The organism is Aquirufa sp. ROCK2-A2, assembly GCF_054558485.1.
In genome coordinates this window covers 139693-160240 of the sequence record NZ_JBPXKA010000002.1, presented here as the reverse complement: position 1 = coordinate 160240, position 20548 = coordinate 139693, and the positions used below count along the sequence as shown (strand labels likewise).

Annotated in this window: 17 protein-coding genes; 7 read left to right on the top strand and 10 right to left on the bottom strand. The window is 36.1% G+C overall.

Features of this window, described 5'->3' with window-relative positions:
- Nucleotides 1-89: 89 nt before the first annotated feature.
- From V7S76_RS03905 to infB, 3 genes are read left to right on the top strand one after another with little or no spacing between them, the layout of a single operon-like run.
- The gene (locus V7S76_RS03905; RefSeq protein ID WP_459508732.1) at nt 90-563 is read left to right on the top strand and encodes a ribosome maturation factor RimP; all 474 of its coding nucleotides are present in this window, start codon (nt 90-92) and stop codon (nt 561-563) included.
- Between the two features lie 23 nt (nt 564-586).
- Nucleotides 587-1834 (top strand): transcription termination factor NusA, encoded by a 1248-nt coding sequence (nusA, locus tag V7S76_RS03900; protein WP_459508731.1) that lies wholly within the window; start codon nt 587-589, stop codon nt 1832-1834.
- A 57-nt stretch (nt 1835-1891) separates the two neighbouring features.
- Nucleotides 1892-4732, top strand: a complete 2841-nt coding sequence (gene infB / locus V7S76_RS03895; RefSeq protein ID WP_459508730.1) for a translation initiation factor IF-2 — start codon at nt 1892-1894, stop codon at nt 4730-4732.
- 78 nt (nt 4733-4810) lie between these two features.
- Here the strand turns inward: infB and V7S76_RS03890 are convergent, their stop codons facing one another.
- Nucleotides 4811-5815, bottom strand: coding sequence for a proline iminopeptidase-family hydrolase (locus V7S76_RS03890; RefSeq protein WP_459508729.1), 1005 nt, complete (start codon nt 5813-5815; stop codon nt 4811-4813).
- 213 nt (nt 5816-6028) lie between these two features.
- Here V7S76_RS03890 and V7S76_RS03885 point away from each other — a divergent pair, with 213 nt between their 5' ends.
- Entirely contained in the window at nt 6029-6730 is a 702-nt protein-coding gene (locus V7S76_RS03885; protein ID WP_459508728.1) for an SGNH/GDSL hydrolase family protein, read from the top strand.
- Between the two features lie 469 nt (nt 6731-7199).
- Here V7S76_RS03885 and V7S76_RS03880 read toward each other — a convergent pair whose 3' ends face one another.
- The 7 genes from V7S76_RS03880 to V7S76_RS03850 all read right to left on the bottom strand — a co-directional run bounded on the left by V7S76_RS03880 (nt 7200) and on the right by V7S76_RS03850 (nt 14138).
- Entirely contained in the window at nt 7200-7748 is a 549-nt protein-coding gene (locus tag V7S76_RS03880; protein WP_459508727.1) for an acyl-CoA thioesterase, read from the bottom strand.
- Nucleotides 7749-7830: 82 nt separating this feature from the next.
- Entirely contained in the window at nt 7831-8619 is a 789-nt protein-coding gene (locus tag V7S76_RS03875) for a hypothetical protein (protein WP_459508726.1), read from the bottom strand.
- A 45-nt stretch (nt 8620-8664) separates the two neighbouring features.
- On the bottom strand, nt 8665-9978 hold the full coding sequence (locus V7S76_RS03870) for a serine hydrolase domain-containing protein (protein WP_459508725.1): 1314 nt from the start codon (nt 9976-9978) through the stop codon (nt 8665-8667).
- Between the two features lie 98 nt (nt 9979-10076).
- Nucleotides 10077-10799: a bacteriorhodopsin-like gene (locus tag V7S76_RS03865; RefSeq protein WP_459508724.1), complete on the bottom strand. Its 723-nt coding sequence runs from the start codon at nt 10797-10799 to the stop codon at nt 10077-10079.
- Nucleotides 10800-10916: 117 nt separating this feature from the next.
- A complete protein-coding gene (locus V7S76_RS03860) occupies nt 10917-11774 on the bottom strand; it encodes a Brp/Blh family beta-carotene 15,15'-dioxygenase (RefSeq protein ID WP_459508723.1) in 858 nt (285 codons plus the stop codon).
- Nucleotides 11771-12904 carry a lycopene cyclase family protein gene (locus tag V7S76_RS03855; RefSeq protein WP_459508722.1) on the bottom strand — a complete coding sequence of 378 codons (1134 nt, stop codon included), beginning with the start codon at nt 12902-12904 and terminating at the stop codon, nt 11771-11773. Before V7S76_RS03855 ends, V7S76_RS03860 begins: the two co-directional genes overlap by 4 nt.
- Before the next feature lie 88 nt (nt 12905-12992).
- On the bottom strand, nt 12993-14138 hold the full coding sequence (locus V7S76_RS03850; protein ID WP_459508721.1) for a hypothetical protein: 1146 nt from the start codon (nt 14136-14138) through the stop codon (nt 12993-12995).
- Between the two features lie 155 nt (nt 14139-14293).
- On the opposite strand from V7S76_RS03850, the gene V7S76_RS03845 reads away from it, so the two are divergent.
- Together V7S76_RS03845 and V7S76_RS03840 are read left to right on the top strand one after the other, a co-directional pair.
- Nucleotides 14294-15466 (top strand): sialidase family protein, encoded by a 1173-nt coding sequence (locus tag V7S76_RS03845; RefSeq protein WP_459508720.1) that lies wholly within the window; start codon nt 14294-14296, stop codon nt 15464-15466.
- Nucleotides 15467-15790: 324 nt separating this feature from the next.
- Nucleotides 15791-17209: a Gfo/Idh/MocA family protein gene (locus tag V7S76_RS03840; protein ID WP_459508719.1), complete on the top strand. Its 1419-nt coding sequence runs from the start codon at nt 15791-15793 to the stop codon at nt 17207-17209.
- A 1-nt stretch (nt 17210) separates the two neighbouring features.
- Here the strand turns inward: V7S76_RS03840 and V7S76_RS03835 are convergent, their stop codons facing one another.
- The gene (locus tag V7S76_RS03835) at nt 17211-18446 is read right to left on the bottom strand and encodes a DEAD/DEAH box helicase (RefSeq protein ID WP_459508718.1); all 1236 of its coding nucleotides are present in this window, start codon (nt 18444-18446) and stop codon (nt 17211-17213) included.
- A gap of 276 nt (nt 18447-18722) precedes the next feature.
- Between V7S76_RS03835 and V7S76_RS03830 the strand changes: the two genes are divergently transcribed.
- Nucleotides 18723-19190 carry a nuclear transport factor 2 family protein gene (locus V7S76_RS03830; RefSeq protein ID WP_459508717.1) on the top strand — a complete coding sequence of 156 codons (468 nt, stop codon included), beginning with the start codon at nt 18723-18725 and terminating at the stop codon, nt 19188-19190.
- Between the two features lie 124 nt (nt 19191-19314).
- Here the strand turns inward: V7S76_RS03830 and V7S76_RS03825 are convergent, their stop codons facing one another.
- Nucleotides 19315-20523 (bottom strand): nucleotidyltransferase family protein, encoded by a 1209-nt coding sequence (locus V7S76_RS03825; RefSeq protein ID WP_459508716.1) that lies wholly within the window; start codon nt 20521-20523, stop codon nt 19315-19317.
- Between the last annotated feature and the right edge of the window lie 25 nt (nt 20524-20548).

Below are 20548 nucleotides of genomic sequence, written 5' to 3'. Positions count from 1 at the left end.
TTATCCAAAAAAATAATTATATTTGCATCGGAAAAAATAGAAAAGAAGAGGGGTTTTTAATCCCTCTTTTTGTTTTCAAAAGAAATTACATGAGTGATATAGCTGAAAAAATTAAGAATTGGGTGTTGGAGTACATTGGAGCAGGCCCAATATTTTTAGTTGATTTTCAATTTGTTCCTGGTACAAAAAGGACCTTATTAACCATTTTGGTGGATACATTGGAAGGTGTTTCCATCGATGAATGTGCCTTGTTAAGCAGGAAATTGGCTCATTTTATTGAAGAGAACGAATTAATTCCAGATGCCTTTAATTTAGAAGTATCATCGCCCGGGCTTGATTTTCCATTGACTCAGGGTTGGCAATTTCAAAAGAACATTGGCAGATTAGTAAAAGTTTGGATGAAGAAATCAGACGCAGTAGAAGGTACGTTGTTGTCTTATACGGCTGATTCCATTGAAGTATTAACGGAGAAAACGGTGAAACATCGCAAGGTGATAGCCAAGGAAAGTTCTCATTTTACTTTAACGGATGTTGATAAAATAAAAGTACAAGTGTCATTTTAATAAAAAATAATAAAAAATTAGCAATGAACAGTGTTGAATTAATTTCGTCATTTGCAGAGTTTGCTCGGGATAAAAATATCGACAAACCGACGATGATTTCGGTATTGGAAGAGGTTTTTCGTACCATGATTCGTAAGAAATTCGGTTCCGATGAAAACTTTAATGTGATTGTAAATCCAGAAAGTGGCGACTTAGAAATGTGGCGTACACGTGAAATCGTTGATGACAATTCAGAAGATATTTGGGATTTTGATAAAATACCTTTGGCTGAAGCGAAATTGATTGAGCCAGATTTTGAAATAGGTGAAGAGGTTGCTGAATTAATTAAATTAGAAGATTTCGGTCGTCGCGTGGTTCAAACGGCTCGTCAAACATTGATTCAAAAGATCAAGGATTTAGAAAAAGAGAGTTTGTATGAGAAATACAAGGATTTGGTTGGGGAATTAGTGTCTGCTGAAGTATACCAAATTTTGGGTCGTGAGTTGATTTTGATTGATAATGATGATAATGAATTGATTTTGCCAAAACCTGAAATGATTCCCAAAGATCGTTTCAAGAAAGGTGATACCATTAAATCAATTATTCATAAGGTAGAGATGTCGAATGGTACTCCGCGTATTATTATGTCACGTATTTCTCCTGTATTTTTAGAGCGTTTGTTTGAGCAAGAGATTCCGGAAATTTATGATGGTACCATTACCATTCGTAAAATTGTTCGTGAACCAGGTGAGCGTGCTAAAATTGCGGTGGAATCTTATGATGACAGAATTGATCCGGTAGGTGCTTGTGTAGGTATGAAAGGATCACGTATTCATGGCATTGTTCGTGAATTGCAAAATGAGAACATTGACGTGATTAATTACACGGATAATTTGGAGCTTTTGGTGAATCGTACTTTGAGTCCAGCGAAATTGAATTCCATGAAAATTGACAAAGAGCGCAAGCGAATTTCAGTTTACTTGAATTCTGATCAAGTTTCTATGGCGATTGGTCGTGGAGGTCAAAACATCAAATTGGCAGGTAAATTAGTTGGTTATGAAATTGATGTATTCAGAGATGTTCCGAAAGAGGAATTAGACGATGAAGATGTAGAATTAGTAGAATTTTCTGATGACATCGATGCATGGATTTTAGAGGAATTACATAAAATTGGTTTAGATACAGCTAAGCAAGTTTTAGCTCTTTCTAAAGAAGAATTGGAGCGCAGAACGGAATTAGAAGAAGGTACCATTGATGAAATCATGGCTATCTTACGTTCAGAGTTCGAGTAATGTTATTGAGTGAATTAAGAGTTTATTAGTTAAAACATATAGTATTTAGTAAAATTTATGGCAGAAGAAAAGACAATGCGATTGAGCCTTGTAGCAAAGCAAATTAATGTAGGAACGTCTACGATTCTACAATTTCTTTCTGCTAAAGGTCACAAAATTGACAATAACCCCAACGCCAAATTAAACTTTGAGCAGTTGACTTTATTGGCTAAAGAATATCATGCAGAGCATATTCTTGAGGCAGGTGAAGCACCTAAAAAAGTAGAGGAAGTAGCTGAGGTTATTGCTCCAACTCCTGTGTCAATTCCAGAACCCGTAGCTGAGGTAATTGCTCCTAAACCTGAGCCAATTCCAGAACCTTTACCTGAACCTTTACCTGTTCAAGAACCTGTCAAGGTGGTTGAAAACATCGTTGAGGAAAAACCGGAAGTGATAGAAACTCCCAAGTTGGAAGAAAAGGTTATTGAAAAGGAAGAACCTAAACAAGTAGGTTTAAAGATTTTAGGCAAAATTGATTTGGATAAAAAGGGTAATCCCGTTCGTCCGAAACCAGAGCCTGTGGTTGAGAAAGTAGAGCCAAAGTCGGAAGCTCCTAAAATAGAAACTCCTATTGAGGAAAAAGCACCAGAACCCGTTGCTGTTGCACCCAAAGTGGAAGAAGTAATCGCTCCCGTTGTTCCTGAAGAAATTCAGTTGATCGAGGCTAGAGGGGAAACATTGAAAGGTTTAACCGTATTAGGTAAAATTGAATTACCTGTTGCAAATGACCGTTCAAACAATAATAACAAGCATAAGCGTAAAAGAATTATTAAGGATGAGAAGAAACCGGCTCCTAACACAGACCAGGCGAATCGTCCAAATAATCCTGCCAACAATAATTCAGGTTCTCAAGACCCGAATAAAAAGAAAGATTTCACTAAAAAACCTGGTGGAAATCAAGGTGGAAATCAACAAAATGCAAAGGTTCAACCAAAAGAAGAATTATCTGATAAAGATATTCAAGAGCAAATCAAGGCTACTATGGCCCGTTTGCAAGGTGCAACCAATAAGCAAAGTTTTGGAGCTGATAAACGTAAATTAAAACGTAGAGAAAGAGCAGAGGCGGAAGAAGCTCGTCAATTGGCGGAGGATGAAGGCGCTAAAGTTTTAAAAGTAACTGAATTTATTTCTGCGAGTGATTTGGCTTCTTTGATGGATGTGTCTGTCAATGAGGTAATCTCCACTTGTATGAGTTTAGGTATGTTCGTTTCCATCAACCAACGTTTGGATGCAGAAGCGATTACCATTATTGCGGATGAATTTGGTTTTGAAGTAAGTTTTGTTTCTGCTGAAGAAGAAATTGATGCGGTAGAAGTAGAAGTAGAAGATGATCCAGCCGATTTAGTTCCAAGAGCACCGATTGTTACCATCATGGGTCAAGTTGACCACGGTAAAACCTCTTTGTTGGATTATATCCGCCGTGCCAAAGTAGCGGCAGGTGAAGCTGGTGGTATCACGCAGCACATTGGTGCATATTCCGTACAAACGGATTCTGGTAAAAAAGTAACCTTCTTAGATACTCCTGGTCACGAAGCATTTACTGCGATGCGTGCAAGGGGCGCTAAAGTGACAGACGTTGTAATCATTGTTATTGCAGCGGATGACTCCGTAATGCCACAAACCAAAGAAGCAATTAATCATGCGATGGTTGCTGGTGTTCCCATCATCTTTGCTTTCTCAAAAGTAGATAAGGATGGTGCCAATACGGATAAAGTAAGAGAAGAATTGGCTGGTATGAACATGTTGGTGGAAGATTGGGGTGGTAAATACCAATCTCAAGAAATTTCTTCTAAATCAGGACTTGGGGTTAACGATTTGTTGGAAAAAGTTTTGTTAGAAGCTGAATTATTAGAATTAACAGCTAATCCAAACAAAAAAGCGGTAGGTTCAGTGATTGAAGCAGAATTAGATAAAGGTAGAGGTTATGTTACTACATTATTGATTCAAGCGGGAACTTTACATGTAGGGGATATGATGTTAGCGGGTGATAATTACGGTCGTGTGAAAGCGATGTTTGATCACCATGGAAATAAAATTAAAAAAGCGGGTCCATCTACTCCAGTTCAAGTATTGGGATTAAATGGTGCTCCACAAGCGGGGGATAAATTGATTTGCTTGGAAAACGAGCGTGAAGCAAGAGAGATTGCCAACAAACGTGAGCAAATTTTACGTGAACAATCTTTACGTACCCGTAAACACATTACATTAGAAGAAATTGGCCGTAGAAAGGCGATTGGTACTTTCCGTGAGTTGAACGTTATTGTAAAAGGTGACGTGGACGGTTCAGTAGAGGCCTTGTCTGATTCATTGATGAAACTTTCTACAGAGGAGGTTCAAGTTCGTATTATTCACAAAGGAGTAGGACAAGTTTCTGAATCTGATGTGGCTTTAGCGAGTACTTCTGATGCTGTTATTATTGCTTTCCAAGTAAGACCTTCTCAAAATGCCCGTAAATTGGCAGAAACAGAGCAAATTGAAATTCGTAACTACTCGATTATCTATCAAGCGATTGATGAAATCAAAGCAGCTATGGAAGGTATGTTAGCTCCAACTTTTGAGGAAGTGAATACTGCTAATATTGAGGTTAGAGATGTATTTAAAATCACCAAAATTGGTACAGTTGCAGGATGTTATGTCTTAGACGGTACGGTGAAAAGAGCTCATAAAATCCGTGTTATTCGCGATTTTGTTGTCATTCATGATGGAGATATCTCTGCATTGAAACGTTTCAAAGACGATGTGGGTGAAGTGAAATTTGGATACGAATGTGGTCTTTCCGTTAAAAACTTCAACGATTTAGAAGTCGGTGATTTATTGGAATGCTACGAAATGAAAGAAGTGAAGAGAACGTTGAAATAGTATTAGTTGTTAGTTATTAGTTATTAGTTGTTAATATTTTTCTGATAACTAATAACTAACAACTAATAACTATCTAAATTACTCCCCACTCACTTTTTTAATAAACCCAATCACCCCACTCATATAAATTTTTTGGTCATCCCACATGGCTAAGTGACTTCCGTTAGGGCAATACAAGTATTCTCCGTTTTGAACCATTTTACTTTGCTCTTCCATGGCTTTAGGGTCCATGGTGTCGTATTTAGCGCCAATCATTAAGGTTGGAACGGCAATTTCTTTCAAACGATTTTTGATGTCCCATTTGGCTAAAAGTCCACTGATGCCAAATTCACTCGGGCCTTGCATTTGCACATAAATGGTCCCATTGGCATGTTTTAAAGAACGATTCAAGGCATCAGGCCATTCATTTAAGCGGCAAATATGTTCGTGGTAAAAGTTGGGTATTAAGAGTTCCATGTAGCGTGGATTCGCAAAATCTTTTTTGGCTTCTATCGCGCGGATTTCACTCAAAATTTCTGGTTTCATTTGTTTTGCCAATACTTCATCGGCATATTTCCCATATTCTGGTGCACTGGCTACCATGTTGGAAACCAATAAACCTTTCATGTTTTTTTGGTATTTCAAGGCATATTCCATGGCCAAAATACCACCCCATGAATTCCCTAAAATGTAGAAATTAGACGCATCCGCTCCAATGGCCTTGCGGACTTGTTCTACTTCCTCCACAAATCTTTCTGTTTTCCAAAGTGTTGTATCAGTAGGTTGATCACTATAATAGGATCCTAATTGATCGTATTCGTAAAATTCAAATCCTTCTCTTTGAAAGAACGTTTCAAAACATTCCATGTATTCATGTGTCATGGCTGGTCCACCGTGCAACAGCAATATTTTAATTTTTGGGTTATTACCAAATCGCTTGGTCCAAACTTTGAATGGTCCCGAGGGAGTTGTAATGGGAATCATTTTTACTCCTGCAGACTCTAACGTATCTGGATAACTGAAATAACTGGAAACGGTTTCTGATGATTTGGAACAAGAAATGATTAAAAAAATCGAGACGATAAATAGTAGCTGTTTTAACATGATAACTTAGATTTAGAGATTTCGATGGCTAATTTGATATTGTAAACATAATCTTATTTTTAATAGAAAATGATCTTTTAAATAAAATAAAAGTTGAAGGTCTTTTTAACAAAGCGGCCACAAAGATTATTTCGTTAAAATTCCTGAATAATCAGCAGAAATAATCCAAGTTTTGTAGTTTAAACAATTAACCTTTGTATGGGTTTAAATGGCATGAAATATTGTTTCCTGATTTTTTGGATGGCTTTAGGATTTTCTTGTCGGAAATCCATGGAAACTGAAATAGTGCTGCCTAAGCCTGTTGTCGTTCAAAAAGATTCAACTTTCATTTCTTGGTTGGCTTTAGGCGATTCCTACACCATCGGTCAAGGAGTCAATCAAGCAGATCGATTTCCTTATCAAGCATTGGAATTATTGAAAATGAAATTTATTCAACCCAAGCGTTTGACTTACGTGGCCAAAACGGGTTGGACGAGTGCTGATTTGCTTAGATCCATGGGGGAGCAAAATTTAGATGGCCATAATTTTGTGTCGCTTTTGGTTGGGGTGAATGATCAATACCAAGGAATCGATACGAGTACCTATCGGAAAAATTTTACGCTTATTTTAAATCGGTCCATTGAATTGGCTGGGGGAGATCAACGTAGGGTTTTGGTGCTTTCCATTCCTGATTACAGTTTAACACCTATCGGAAAACAATTGGATACCTTGAAAATTCGGAAAGAAATAGATGTTTTCAATGCCATTAATAAGCGGATTACACTTCAAAATAAATGTTCCTATTTAGACATTACGGAATTGGGAAGAAATGCCAAAAACAATCCTGATTGGGTGGCTCAAGATGGCTTGCATCCCTCTGCATTGGCCTATCGTAAATGGGCAGAATTGATTTATGCAGGTTTTTTGAGTTTTTGAAATGAAGAGAGAAAAGAGAAAAGAGAAAAGAGAAAAGAGAGAAGCCCTATTACCTATTAATGCGAATTAAAGGTTAAAAAACATATCAATCAATCTATCTATGTAAATATTCATTTATGCCAACGCTTAATCCTAACGAAAGATTTGAACGCAGCGGCAAGGCGGAGCTTTGACAATGCGCATGGGCAATGTGCGACAGGGTCAAAGAAAATAGCCGTGAGCGAAGTGAAAATCGGTCTGTCAGCACCAGCTGACGGATTCGTCTTGGATTAAACAAAAAAAAGTTTTTTTGTTTCTTTTTTTTCAAAAAAAGAAATGCCATGGAAAAAGAATTAGCCCGAAAAGAGCATTTCTGTAAAATAAAGAGTCAAAAAGTAAATTTAAATTGGCTAGTTTTCAAATTATTTGAATTTAGCTTACTGATAATTTTAAGCCTTAATTCGCAATATTACCTATTACCTCTTACCTCTTAATGATATTTCAATTCGCATTTTTCTCCAATACACATTTGTTGAATATCGCCGGCAATATTTCTTAAATCAGACTTTAATAATTCACGCTTCTCTAAAGATAATTTGCGTAATAATTTTCCTTCTGCAAATCGACGGACTTGTGTTTCGTTCTCTAAAATCAATCCAGGAACCTCTGTCAATTGACCTTCCTCATTTTTGGCAGCCATGGTGAAATAACAGGAATTAGTGTGGGTCACAAGCCCCGTTTTGGGTTTTAAGGTCTCGATTCGCATGCCGATGATCATGGTCGTTCTTCCCACATAATTAACAGAGGCTTTGATGGAAACTAAATCGCCAACTTCGACCGGATTAAAAAATTCTACGCCTTCCACGGCCACCGTAACACAATATTGACCACTGTGTTTGGCTGCGCAAACATAGGCTACTTTATCCATCAAGGATAACAAAGTGCCCCCATGAATTTTACCACTGAAATTGGCAAAAGCGGGAATCATTAATTCGGTAATAGTTGTTTCGGATTCGGAAACTCTTTTGGAAAGGATCATTTGGGTGATTTGAATGCTAACAAATTTACGCTGAATTATTTACTTAATGGACTATAGCCTTTTCAAAATTGGTTATTTTGGATTATTTCTGGGTTGAAATATCTGGATAATCTTTTCTCAACACTTGGATCAAATGTTGTAGTTTATGTTCATAATTGACGTAATAACTCGATTGAGTTACTTGCATGAGAAAATCTACTCCTCTTAATGCATTTACCGTTTTGTTGACAAATCCTTTTTCATTCACATCAAAGAAAAAGTCTTTTTTTGACAATTTACTAGGATTGTTTTTAAGTAAATTCAATGTTGATTCTCTGGATAGACCTAACCTTAGTGAATCCTGGTAGGCTAATTCGACATGATCCACGACCAAAGGTTGGATAAACGAGTAGAAATATTCTTTTTCTCGCTCTTGTCGAAATTCAATTTTCTTTAACTCCATTTTTAAGTCGGAAATGGCATGAATGAGTTCATCATTTTTGAAATATCTCAAAGAGCCCGAACTTATAATTTGGTCCATATTGGCGTATCGAAATTCGGGATGTCGCCAAACAAATACCCCTTTGATAAAATGATAATATAAAATGGAATCATGGGTAGATATTCCACGCGTTTCGATGATTTTGATCGCTGAATCAATGGAATTTCGGTCAATTTTACGAATGGATCTGAATTTGTAAAAATCGGTTGAATCCGCCACCAAATCCTTTAAAAGGGCTTGTGCTAATTCTTCTGCTCGATGACCTTCTACATAATGTTCTCGTTGATTTTCGACTAAGAATCCCAAAGAAACGGCCAAAAATAGCATAAAAAATTCTCCAAAATATTCTTTCCAATTTTTGGGAGCATGGTGTGGGTGATGTACTTCCATGTGGGGAGGTAATTTGTTTTTCAATTAAAAAAATGGGGAGATCCCTTATTTCAAATCTTGAAAAATGGTTTTTCTGAATTGATCTCCAAAATAATAATGCAAAGGATTTGGATTGGGAATGGATCCAATTTGTGTCATAAATATTCCAATGATTTTTTTCTCAGGATGGATGAAAAAATGGGTTGAATTAGCGCCACTCCAAAAATATTCTCCTGCTTGGGCATTGTCTCTTCCCGCTTCAGTTGGATTATTTAATATGGCAAATCCCAGTCCAAAGCCATAACCCGGTTCCAAATTGGAACTTCCATCTGCTCCAAAAACAATGCCATTGGCTAATTTAAACATGGGTGAATTTTTATTGGGTTTATTGGTAAATGTGGCTGTTTGATCTTTTAACATCAAATCAATCGTTTCCTTTTTAAGAATTCTTTTGCCATGTAAAGTTCCACCATTGTATAACATGCTAGCAAATTGCAAATAATCATGCATCGTTCCGAACAAGGCATTAATCCCTGCAAAAATGGTTATTCCTGAGCTTGCTGGTTGAGTGGAGCGATCCAATTTTTTACTACTGTTGAAATCATAGACAGTCATTATTCTCTTCTGTTGCTCTGGACTTAAATTATAACCTGCATCTTTCATACCTAGTGGAGTGAAAATATTTTTTTTCAGGTATTGTTCTGTTGTTTCTCCAGATAAAACTTCAATCAAACGTGAAAGTACGTCTGTTGAAAAACTATAATTCCATTTAGTTCCTGGTTCGTAGGACAGAGGTAACTTGGCAATCTCTTTGACTCTATCAGCTACCGTTTTGATCGAAGGATTTAACACGGCATTCCAAATTTCCCGATCCATTTTTAGCGGAGTTAATCCGTGGGATAATCCACTGGTATGACTAAGTAATTGTTCAATGGTGATTTTGTTTTTGGCAGGATGTGTACCACCAGCTGTGCCAAGGTTAACATTATTGACCACTTGCATATTAGCAAATTCTGGAAGGTATTTCTCAACTGGATCATTCAATGCAAATTTCCCTTTTTCAAATAAGGTCATTAAAGCAACAGAAACGATGGGTTTCGACATGGATTGTAAATAATACAATTCTTGTCCATTCATAGCCACATTTTCTTCTCGGTCTCTTTGGCCATAATATTGATTATACACCACTTTCCCATCTTGGTAAACCAATCCGTGTACACCTACTAATTGTTGTTTGGCAACTTCAGATTGCAAGTATTGATCAAAGTTTGGAAAGGCTTTTTGTGCTAAAATTGATTGAGAGATACTCAGAAGAAATACAACAAAAAGAAAAATTTGCTTGAATACTTGGCGATACTTTGTGATAGGTAATGTTTTCATGGGTGATAAATTTAGATGCTCTACAAAAGTATTTTATTTTGGCATAAAAAAAAACCACCTCTGAATAGAGATGGTTTTCTTTTGAAAAGAGAATTGAATTATTTCTCGCTTGCTGTAGCTCCTTTTGCAATTGAATAAATAACTAAGCCAAAGCCAATTTTATTTACTGCATCCGCAATGTTGTAAGCTAAGTCGATGTTTCCAGATAATCCAGATAGCAAGTTTCCTGGTAACATCATATAACCAATTGGATAAATAGCCCAACCTACTAATGTAAACCAACGCATTACTTTGTAACCCGATTTTACATGTTCGTTTGTAGAACTAGCCGCTAATTTAGAAGCCTCACCCATGTAAATTTCATAGATAATTACTGCCCATCCCAAAGTCGAAATGAAACCCCATAACATGTTTTGATCTGGCACAACAGCCTCACCAATGTAACCTGCTACTAACATCACCACGGAACCAAGAATCAAACGAGAAAGCATTCCCGATTTTGCTCCAGCTGGCTTTAAAATTAAATAGTACTCGATACACATTAATGGAACGGTTAAAGTCCAGTCAATGTAACGGAACTGAGTTGGTGAAACTCCTTGTTCCAACCATACTCCACGCATGTAATAATAGTGTACAGCTGCGATGAAAGTAATCAATGCTGAAATCAACAAGGAAGTTTTCCATTTGTCGCTAACCGTTCCGCGCTCAACGATAAAAAAGATGGACGCTGCAAGCATTGACATATAACCTGTAAAGAAGGTGAAGCCAATGTAATCTCCGGCTGCTAATGTGCCGTTTAGTAAAATGTTTAATGTTTCCATAGATTTTGGATGTTTAAAGTGAATTATTGTTAAAACATTGATAATGAGATAATTGTTTAAAAAAATATAAAAAAAGTTTAAAAAAAAGTTAAAATATTTCAATAAACCCACTTAGGATTATTTCAAGGCCATTTTATGCATTAAAAAAAAATGTGGAAGTGTCAATAATGAAAGAAATATAAAGAGTTGAGTTCCAATAATTTGATTCCTAAAAGTGACTACATACACTACGCCAATGAAGGTCGCGAGTAAACTAAATGGAAGCAGTTTAAAAAGTAGGGTTGAGATAGGGATTTCCAAAAACCTGCTCATCGCTTTTAGGCTATAACTAGCATGGCAAGCACCAAAATAACACATGAATGCTGGATAAAGTGGTAAAAAACTGCCTAATAGTAGCGTAACAAGTGTATGGATGAAATACAATTTGTTTTTAGTTTGGAAACATATTATGATGAATATCAAAGAAATCTCTTTTGAATATGGAGGTAATTGGAAGAATGGGTTAACTGACATATCGGTTAAAATATCCCGTGTTTCAGTCCAATGTGTCGAAAGAATCCACCCCAGGATGCCGCTACCCAAAACGATGGCTCGTCCAATGTGCATTCCATAGGTAAGCATATTTTTATTTTTCGAATGAGTTTCCTCATTTTCTAAGTCGCCAAAATGAAAAACCGAAATAACTAAGAAAATGAATAGCGAGAAGGTAGGTAGAAAATACCAGCATATTCCATATAATGCCATAACCAATAAGTATTTGGTCATAAATTCGAATAATTGAAATTTTCCAGATTCTGTTTTTTTTAGTTTAGCGGCAATTAAATGATCTCCAGCCCCATGAGGTAAACCAAGCGTAAACAATAAGATTCCGCTGAAAACTAAATCAAACTGAATAGGTAAATGTCCATACAAAGCTTGAATACCTAAATAAATCAATGAAATGATAATTCCCCCGAAATAAGTGATGATTTTCATTTATGAAGTTTTAAAAGATGTTTGATGAAGAGTGGTATGTTCAGTCGACTAAAAATTTGGATTTCTTGCTTGATCGTCGATTTTTCATCTAAAAATTTCAAAATCTGTAGGAAAGGTATTCTCTTGAATAGTCGATCCATGACCAGAGGGATTTGCTGAATTTCATTCTGAATGATGGAAAGTAACATGGAATCATAGAAGTGAAAACGGGCTTTTTTTTCTTGAGTTGTGTGAGAATGTATAATATTTTTGGCATTTGAATGCATTCTGGTAAAAGCATAACCCGTGGAAGCCTTTATGTGACCATTATTACTACCGATATAGTGTATACGCTTGCTAGATTTTTTGATATTTTGGATTGTCATGGGAATACTTCCTTTTTCTACGGATCGAATTTGATACGCTTTCCCTGGAAAATTATGCTGCATATAATTCAGCCAAATAGTCTCATATTTTTCATCGTTGAAAGTCTGAGTGGTAAATAACGTTGTTTCAATCAAGGCATAATTTTCGGAAAATGGTAATATGTAATGAAAAACGGCTTGTTGGTCATTGGAGGAATCACAACTGAAATCCATCAGCGTGGCGGATTCTGCTGAAAGAATACTTTCCTCAAATTCAATGAATTTGCCCCAAAAATGCTGCTTGGCTATTTTATCCATATTTAGCTTTTCCGTATTCATTCTTGAATCCGCGACTTGAAAAGCAAGATAATTCGATTGATCACTGCAACTTATTTCCACCCATTCCGACTTTTCAGTCAAAGTAGTTGCCAGCCCTGAAACACAATGGATGGATGGATGATTAGGTATGAATTCATTGAAAAAATAGGCAAAGAATTTCTCTGAGGATATGTAATGATATTGGAACGGATAAACAGATTCGGTTTTTAATTCTCCTGAACTGGATTTATAGCTTATGTTGTTCCAAGATTTTTCAACTAAAAATGGAAAACTTGTTTGTTCTTTTTTCTGCCAAAAACACCAACTCTTTCTGCTACGATCACCTGAGTCAATTAATAAAACCGATTTATTGAAATTTTCAGGATTTTGAAAATATTCATATAAAAATTGCAAACCGGAAGCTCCAGCACCAATAATGGCAAGATCATATTTGTGCAAAGTTTCCAATATAAATATTTAAATAATTTTTTATATTATTTAAACCACCGTAAATGAAAATTGTTTCAAAGAGTTTTCAATCCTTGCCTAATTCGTGTTACCAAAATTTCCCTGCCGGGTTTACTTTTTTCACTTTTGGACCCATTAAAAAATGGATGTCTTTGAAATTGGTCGTGAAAATATGGGTAAAGCCAACAAATCGATCAGAACTGTAATCAATGTAAACGCTGGAAGGAGCAAGGTCATCCGCCAATACCTCATCAACTGAAATATGCCAATTGGGTAATGGAGATAGATTATTTTTTTTGAAATATAATTCTGTCCAGGTAATTCCCCCCGTTTTTATTCCTTGCGATTTTACCCCTTTCTCGAAGCGAATGGAACCGCAATAAGTCGTTTCTTTGCTGGATTTTTTGGTGATGTATAATCCATACCAATCGCCAATTGTATCTGAATTATCCAATTTCAGTTCAATAACATAGGTGCCAATGGTCCAATCATAATTTAAGCGTATCCCAATGAAATCTCCTTCATAACCTGCACTTTGTCCAAAACCACCGGGGGCAATTTTGTAATTTTGAATATCTCGAGTTCCCCAACGGGAAAAGATGATTCCTTTTTTGGGTGCACCACCATTCGGATTAAAAATAAAATTTTGAATACCATAATAAAAGCCAATATCATCATTTAATTGTCCTTGATAAAACTGATAATACAAACCATCTTCCGAATTACTCCCATCCACATTCGTAGGGTTACGATGGATGGTGAATTCATGCGAGATTTTGGTAAATGTTTTTTTAGGAAAGGTCCAATAGGCATAATTTAATCCGCCAATTTCACCATTTTTTGGAGTAGAAGTATTGATGGATTCATCTGCTTGTCCGCTAGATTCTGTTGATTTATCAGATTCAGCATTGGATGAGGTGATGGATGAAATCCGATAATAATATTTTTTATTGGGTATAATGAATCGATCCGTATAGGAACATTTAGCGGTTGTTTCAATCAATAATTTAGAAGGGGAAGGGATTGTGTCTCGATAGATTTTATAGCCCTGGATGCTAGTGTTTTTGATGGTATCCCATTGGATTTTCAAGTTGTATTCGCCTTTGGATATTGTCACATTTGTTGGAACTAAGCCAACATCCGTATTCAAAACTTCGGTTTTTTTATCACAAGAGAAGAATATTCCTAAGCTAAAAATAAGTAAATAAAATGGTCTAACTATTTGTTTAAACATGTGGACAACAAGTATATGTTTTCTCAAAGAAAGCAAATCGTATTGTTAAATCAAATGAAAAAGCGTTAGATAAAGTTGTGCAACTAATAAGGATTTATTTTTGCGGATTTTTTTTTAACTTGTTGCGTTTCGTCATTTGCTTAAAATGTCCATTCATGAATAAATTTCTATGCAATCTTATTTTGCTCCTATTTCCTTTTGTCTTAAAGGCGCAAAGTCCTTTTTCCATCGTTTATTCTTCCGGACAAGAGGGTCATAAAACCTATCGAATTCCTGCTATCATCCAAAATGGCCAAGGTGCTTTATTGGCATTTGCAGAAGGTCGAGTAAAAGGTAGTAATGATTTTGGAGATATCAATATCGTTTTAAAGCGAAGTTTAGATGGAGGAAAAAGCTGGTCAGCTCTTCAAACATTGGTTGATTTTCAAGATTTACAAGCGGGAAATCCAACACCTATTTTGGATACCACAGATCCCCTTTATCCTAAAGGTCGAATTTTTCTTTTTTATAACACTGGGAATAATCACGAAGGAGAAGTTAGGAGAGGGCGGGGACTAAGAGAAGTTTGGTTCATTACTTCTATCGATGGTGGTATAAAATGGTCTAATCCTGTCAATATTACTTTACAAGTACACAAGCCAAATCAACCAAGCATGAATCCTGCCTATCAATTTAAAGAAGATTGGAGACATTATGCCAACGGACCAGGACATGGAATGCAGTTTGCCACTGGAAAATACAAAGGTCGAATTTTTGTGCCTGCGAATCATTCTGAAGAAGGATTTGGGGATCATGGGGTAGATTATTTGGCACATGCATTTTATACTGATGACCATGGTAAAACATTTCACTTAACCGAATCCATTGCCATTCCGGGTAGTAATGAATCCACCGCTGCACCATTATCTAAGAATGGTTTAATGATGAACATTCGAAACCAAAAAGCAGATATTCATACCCGTATTGTGGCAAAAAGTAAGGATGGTGGTGCTTCTTGGGATACCACTTATTTTGATCACCAATTGCCGGATCCCATTTGTCAAGGTAGTTTATTAAGTATCCCTCAAAAAAAGGGATCGTTTATTTTGGCTTTCAGTAATGCCGCTGACCCCCAAAATAGAGACCATTTAACGCTTCGCATAAGCAAAGACGAAGGCATCACTTGGCCCATTACAATTCCCGTTGATGATAGTTCATTGAAAGACGATTCTCCAAAAGACTTTACTGCATATTCCGATTTAGTCCTTTTGGATGCATCGAATATTGGAATTATATATGAAAGAAAAGATTATTCCCAAATTGTATTTAAAACGATAAAATGGAAATAGCGTCGGGAGAGAGAAGATAGGTAAAAGGTAATAGGTAATAGGTAAAAGGTAATAGGTAAAAGGTAATAGGTAATAGGTAAAAGGTAATAGGTAAAGGATAATAGTGCGAATTCAAAGTTGAAATCCTTTTTGAACAAATAATCCATCCATGGTAGACGGATGATATAATCTTTGTGTCCCTTGTGTTAACACCAAGAGAAAAGAGAAAAAAGAAACATACCTATTACCTATTACCTATTACCTATTACCTATTACCTATTACCTTTTACCTATTACCTATTACCTTTTACCTCTAAAAAATGACCTATTTAACTTAAAAATAACATGAAAAATAACCGACGTGATTTCCTGAAAATAGGAGGTCTTTCAGCGATTGGATTAAGTCAATCACTTTCTGTCGCGCAATCAGGCGATTTGGCACAAACGCAAATCAATCAATTAATGAAAAAGCCCAATCAGACATTTAATATGTCGGGTTATGCGGCTCCCAAAATAGACACTGTCCGAATTGGATTTATTGGCTTGGGAAATCGTGGCTCTGGGGCCGTAACTAGGGTGAACCGAATTGCTAATGTAGAAACCGTGGCCATTTGTGATATTCGACCAGGCAAAGTGGCGAATGCGTTAAAAGCCTTGAAGAAAATGGATATTAGCCCTATCACTTACACTGAAAAGGAAGATGCTTGGAAAGAAATGTGCCAAAGGACGGATATCGATTTGATATATATCACCACTCCATGGTATTTACATACTCCAATGGCTGTTTATGCAATGGAGCATGGCAAACATGTTGCATGTGAGGTGCCGATCGCCACAACTTTAGAAGAATGCTGGCAATTGGTCGAAACCTCAGAAAAGACCAAAAAGCATTGTATGATGCTTGAAAATTGCTGCTATGATTTCTTTGAATTATTAACGCTCAACATGGTTCGTCAAGGTTATTTTGGCGAATTGTTGCACGTGGAAGGAGCCTATATCCATGATTTATTGGATGCTAATTTTCAGCAAGGTCAGTATTATGATAATTGGCGCTTGAAGGCTAATTTGAAAAATGGCAATTTATATCCAACCCATGGTTTAGGACCCATTTGCCAATTATTGAATGTCAACAGAGGTGATCAAATGGATTATTTAGTTTCTGTTCAATCAGAAGATTTTTCCATGCAAAAAAAAGCGAAAGAATTGGCTGAAAAAGATCCTTATTACAAGCAGTTTATCGATAAAAAATTTAGGGGTAATATGAATACTACCACCATCAAAACCCATCTTGGCAAAACCATTATTGTGCAACACGATGTATCGAGTCCGCGGCCTTATTCACGCATACATTTACTGAGTGGGACCAATGGAGTTGCGATGAAATATCCAGAAGCTCGAATTTCTGATCATCACCATGAATGGATCAAACCGGAACAAATGGCTGAAATGGAAAAGAAATATGCACCTGCCATTGTCGCTAAAATTGGTGAACTAGCCAAACAAATTGGCGGGCATGGAGGAATGGATTTTATGATGGATTGGCGACTGATCGATTGTCTACGCAATGGACTTCCTTTGGATCAAGACGTATATGATGCAGCGTTATGGAGTTCCATTGTTCCTTTGAGTGAGATTTCGGTCAATAATCGTTCTCGATCCATGGATGTTCCTGATTTCACTAGAGGGTCATGGAAAACCAATCAACCAGTCGATATCAGTTTGAGTCAAGGTGCCAATACAGGCGTTAGACCATCCAAATCGTAAATTATTTCTTTTTCCAGAATTTTTTCCCTGGTTTTTTCCCACCCGGTGAAAATTTTCTGGCTTTATCAAAGGTTTTTTGTGCACTTGGTTGGTATTCAGGTGTTTCGCCGAATTCCTTAGGGACTATCGCTTTTTCTACGGATTTTTCCAATAAAGTCTCGATGGTCGCAAATTTTCGTTGTTCCGTTGGACTAATCAATGTATAAGCAGTTCCCTCACTTTCCGCTCTGGCAGTACGTCCAATTCGGTGAATGTAGTCTTCTCCGTCATTGGGTACGTCGTAATTAATCACCAATTCAATCTCATCGATATCTATTCCACGACTCAAAATATCCGTGGCGACTAAAATTTTCAGTTTTTTGTTTCGGAAATCCTGCATGACTTTTTCTCTTTGGTCTTGCATTAGATCGGAATGGATTTCTTCCACGCTAAATTTGGCGCGTTTTAAATCGGCTGTTAACTGCTTAACATTTTGTTTTTTGGAACAAAAAATAATTACCCTGGTATAGTCCTTAAGTTTTAATAAATATTTTACCAATGGTGCTTTTTGTGTTTCATAAACCACGAAGGCATTTTGGATAATTTGTTCGGGTGGTTTGGAAACAGCAATGTTGATTTCAACAGGTTGGTGCAAAATTTTTCGAGCTAATTCCCGCATTTTATGCGGCATGGTAGCAGAAAACAATAGATTCTGACGTTCAGGAGAAAGAAATGAAATGATCTTCATTAATTCATCTTGAAAACCCATGTCAAGCATCCGATCAGCTTCATCTAAAACGAGGTATTTAACCTCTTTTAAATTAACATAGCCCATATTTAAATGAGCGATCATTCTTCCCGGCGTGCAGACCACAATATCAATTCCACTTGTTAAGGCAGTTTTTTCCGTAGTAAACGAATTGCCGTCCCCACCACCATATACGGCGATACAACCTACATTGGTGAAATAACCCAATCCTTCCATGTTATCTGCAATTTGGATGGCCAATTCACGGGTAGGCACGATGACCAAAGCATTTATTTTACTCTCTGAATGAGGTTCAGTGATTAATTTATGCACGATGGGTAATAAAAATGCAGCTGTTTTTCCTGTTCCGGTTTGTGCGGAGGCGATAATATCTTTTCCCTCTAAAATGGGTTGAATTACTTGGGATTGTATGGGAGTAGCGGTTTTGTAGCCCATGGAATCAATTCCTGCTAATAAACTATCTGCTAGTCCAAGTTCTTTAAATGTCAAAGTCGTTGATTATTAATGTAATCCATAAATTTAACGAAATTAAATGGCTTTCTACATTTTGATTGAAATTCCATCTTATAATAATTTAGTTTCCTGTTTAAGTCTTTCATTTATGTTTGACAGTATCTTATCTCTTTTACTCTTTTCTCTCCTTTACTCTTTTCTTCTTCTCTTTTCTCTTTCCTCTTTTCTATCTTCTCTCTTCTATCTTCTCTCTTCCAGTTTTCTCTCTTCAAATAATTTCCACATGTCTCACAAAACCCTTAATTTAGATTCATGAAAACGAAACATATCTTAGTGCTTTTAGTAAGTATTTTACTAAGTTCTTTTATAACCAAAGCGCAAACTCCTTCAAGCAAGGACGATCAAGAAAATATTAAAAAGGTGATTTTGAAAACCTTTACAGCAATGAAGTCGGTGGATTCATTGGCATTAAGCACTTGCTTTACTCCTAATGCAGTTTTGCATGTGAGTCAGGTTAGGCCGGAAGGAAATATCGTCAGAGAAGTGCCTATTGCCAAATTTGTGCAAAATGTACGGAGTAGAAAGGCTGGAGAAATGGATGAGCGTGTAAGTTCTTGGGGAGAAATTTTAATTGATCATGAAATTGCGAGTGCTTGGGTGCCTTATGAATTCTATTTAAATGGAAAGTTTACCCACAAAGGAGTGGATGCCTTTTTGTTGATTAAAGTAGGGAGCGAATGGAAAATTCAAACCTTGATGTACAATATGCAAAAGGAGTAGGGGAAACTTTATTTTACCTTAAATTTCTGAAATAAAGTTTGTCAATGAAGCCTACTATAATTGTATTCACAATTCCAGATAAATGTAAGAATCGCAATGATAAAGTTTTTGCCATTAAAACTGATTATGATTTGAATATTAGCTCTTTTAATACTCGAAATGGTCGTATTATCAGATAGAAAAAATGGAGTTGTTTAGGAAGAGAGAAAAAGTGATAATCTGAAATACTTGGTTTGACAAGCAAATTAATATGGCGAATAATGGCATTGAACATGTTGGATTTGTCATCTAGTAATAATATTCGCTTTATTAGGCATTGATAAACACTGATCAATTGTGAAGGTTTTTTTTGACACTTGGAGGTATCAAGTAGTGTTTTTAAAAAGTAAGCTTGAGTTTTAGAAGAAATATTTTTGGATGATATGTTAGGAATTTGTATTCCAAGCAATTGATCAATTAGTTTGCCAACTAAATCATAAGAATTTAATAGACCTACTTTTTCAATATTGGTTTGAAATTTTTCCAGTTCTTCAGGATTCAATTTTTGGGAGGCCTGCGCTATGTCGATCAAATTTCTAATTAAATTAAAAACATCTTTACCTGCATGATGAAAAAGCATCGCTAGTAAATGCGAAACATTTGTCAAGTTTGTTATATTTTTCTGAACTAAGATTTGTCCTTCTGGCTTGGTTTCCATGAGAAGGGTTACTTCATCAGAAAAATGAATGATTGGATTTCCTATGCTCCAATGTAATTCTACATGGAAAAGTCGTAGGTCATTTTGATATAAATCCATATTGTATTCATTTTCCTGCTTTTCTAATTCAGTATTCCACCCATGGATGATTTCCTTATCATGTTCAGGAATATATCCTTCTTTTTTAAGAAGATCAACACATGGTTTTACATCTTTCAAATCAATTAACAGGTCAATGTCTGAAGAATAACGGGAAACTAAATTTCCATAAAATTGTTGAGAATAGGCTGTTCCTTTATATGGAATAGCTTGGATATTAGCACTTTGAAAAAGTTCAATGACTCTTTCAGTTTCTTTGGCTAATTGCCAATTCCTAAGTGTAATTTGTTGAAGCGTATGTTTAAAATGTTCAATATGATGATTTTTTTTTCCACAAGCTAGAATCACTGGATATACGATTGTCTGTACTTTATGATATTCTGTATATATGATGAAATTTTCCCAATTGATTTGGTGTGTTTCAATGTATGTAGAAACCTCATTCAAATCTGAAGTCTTAAAATGCCCTCTAATACTTACAATGATTAAGGCAATTTCTGCATCAAATTCTTTTTCGATTGTATGTATTGGAATCATTTCGGTAAAGGTTACAGTTTAAACT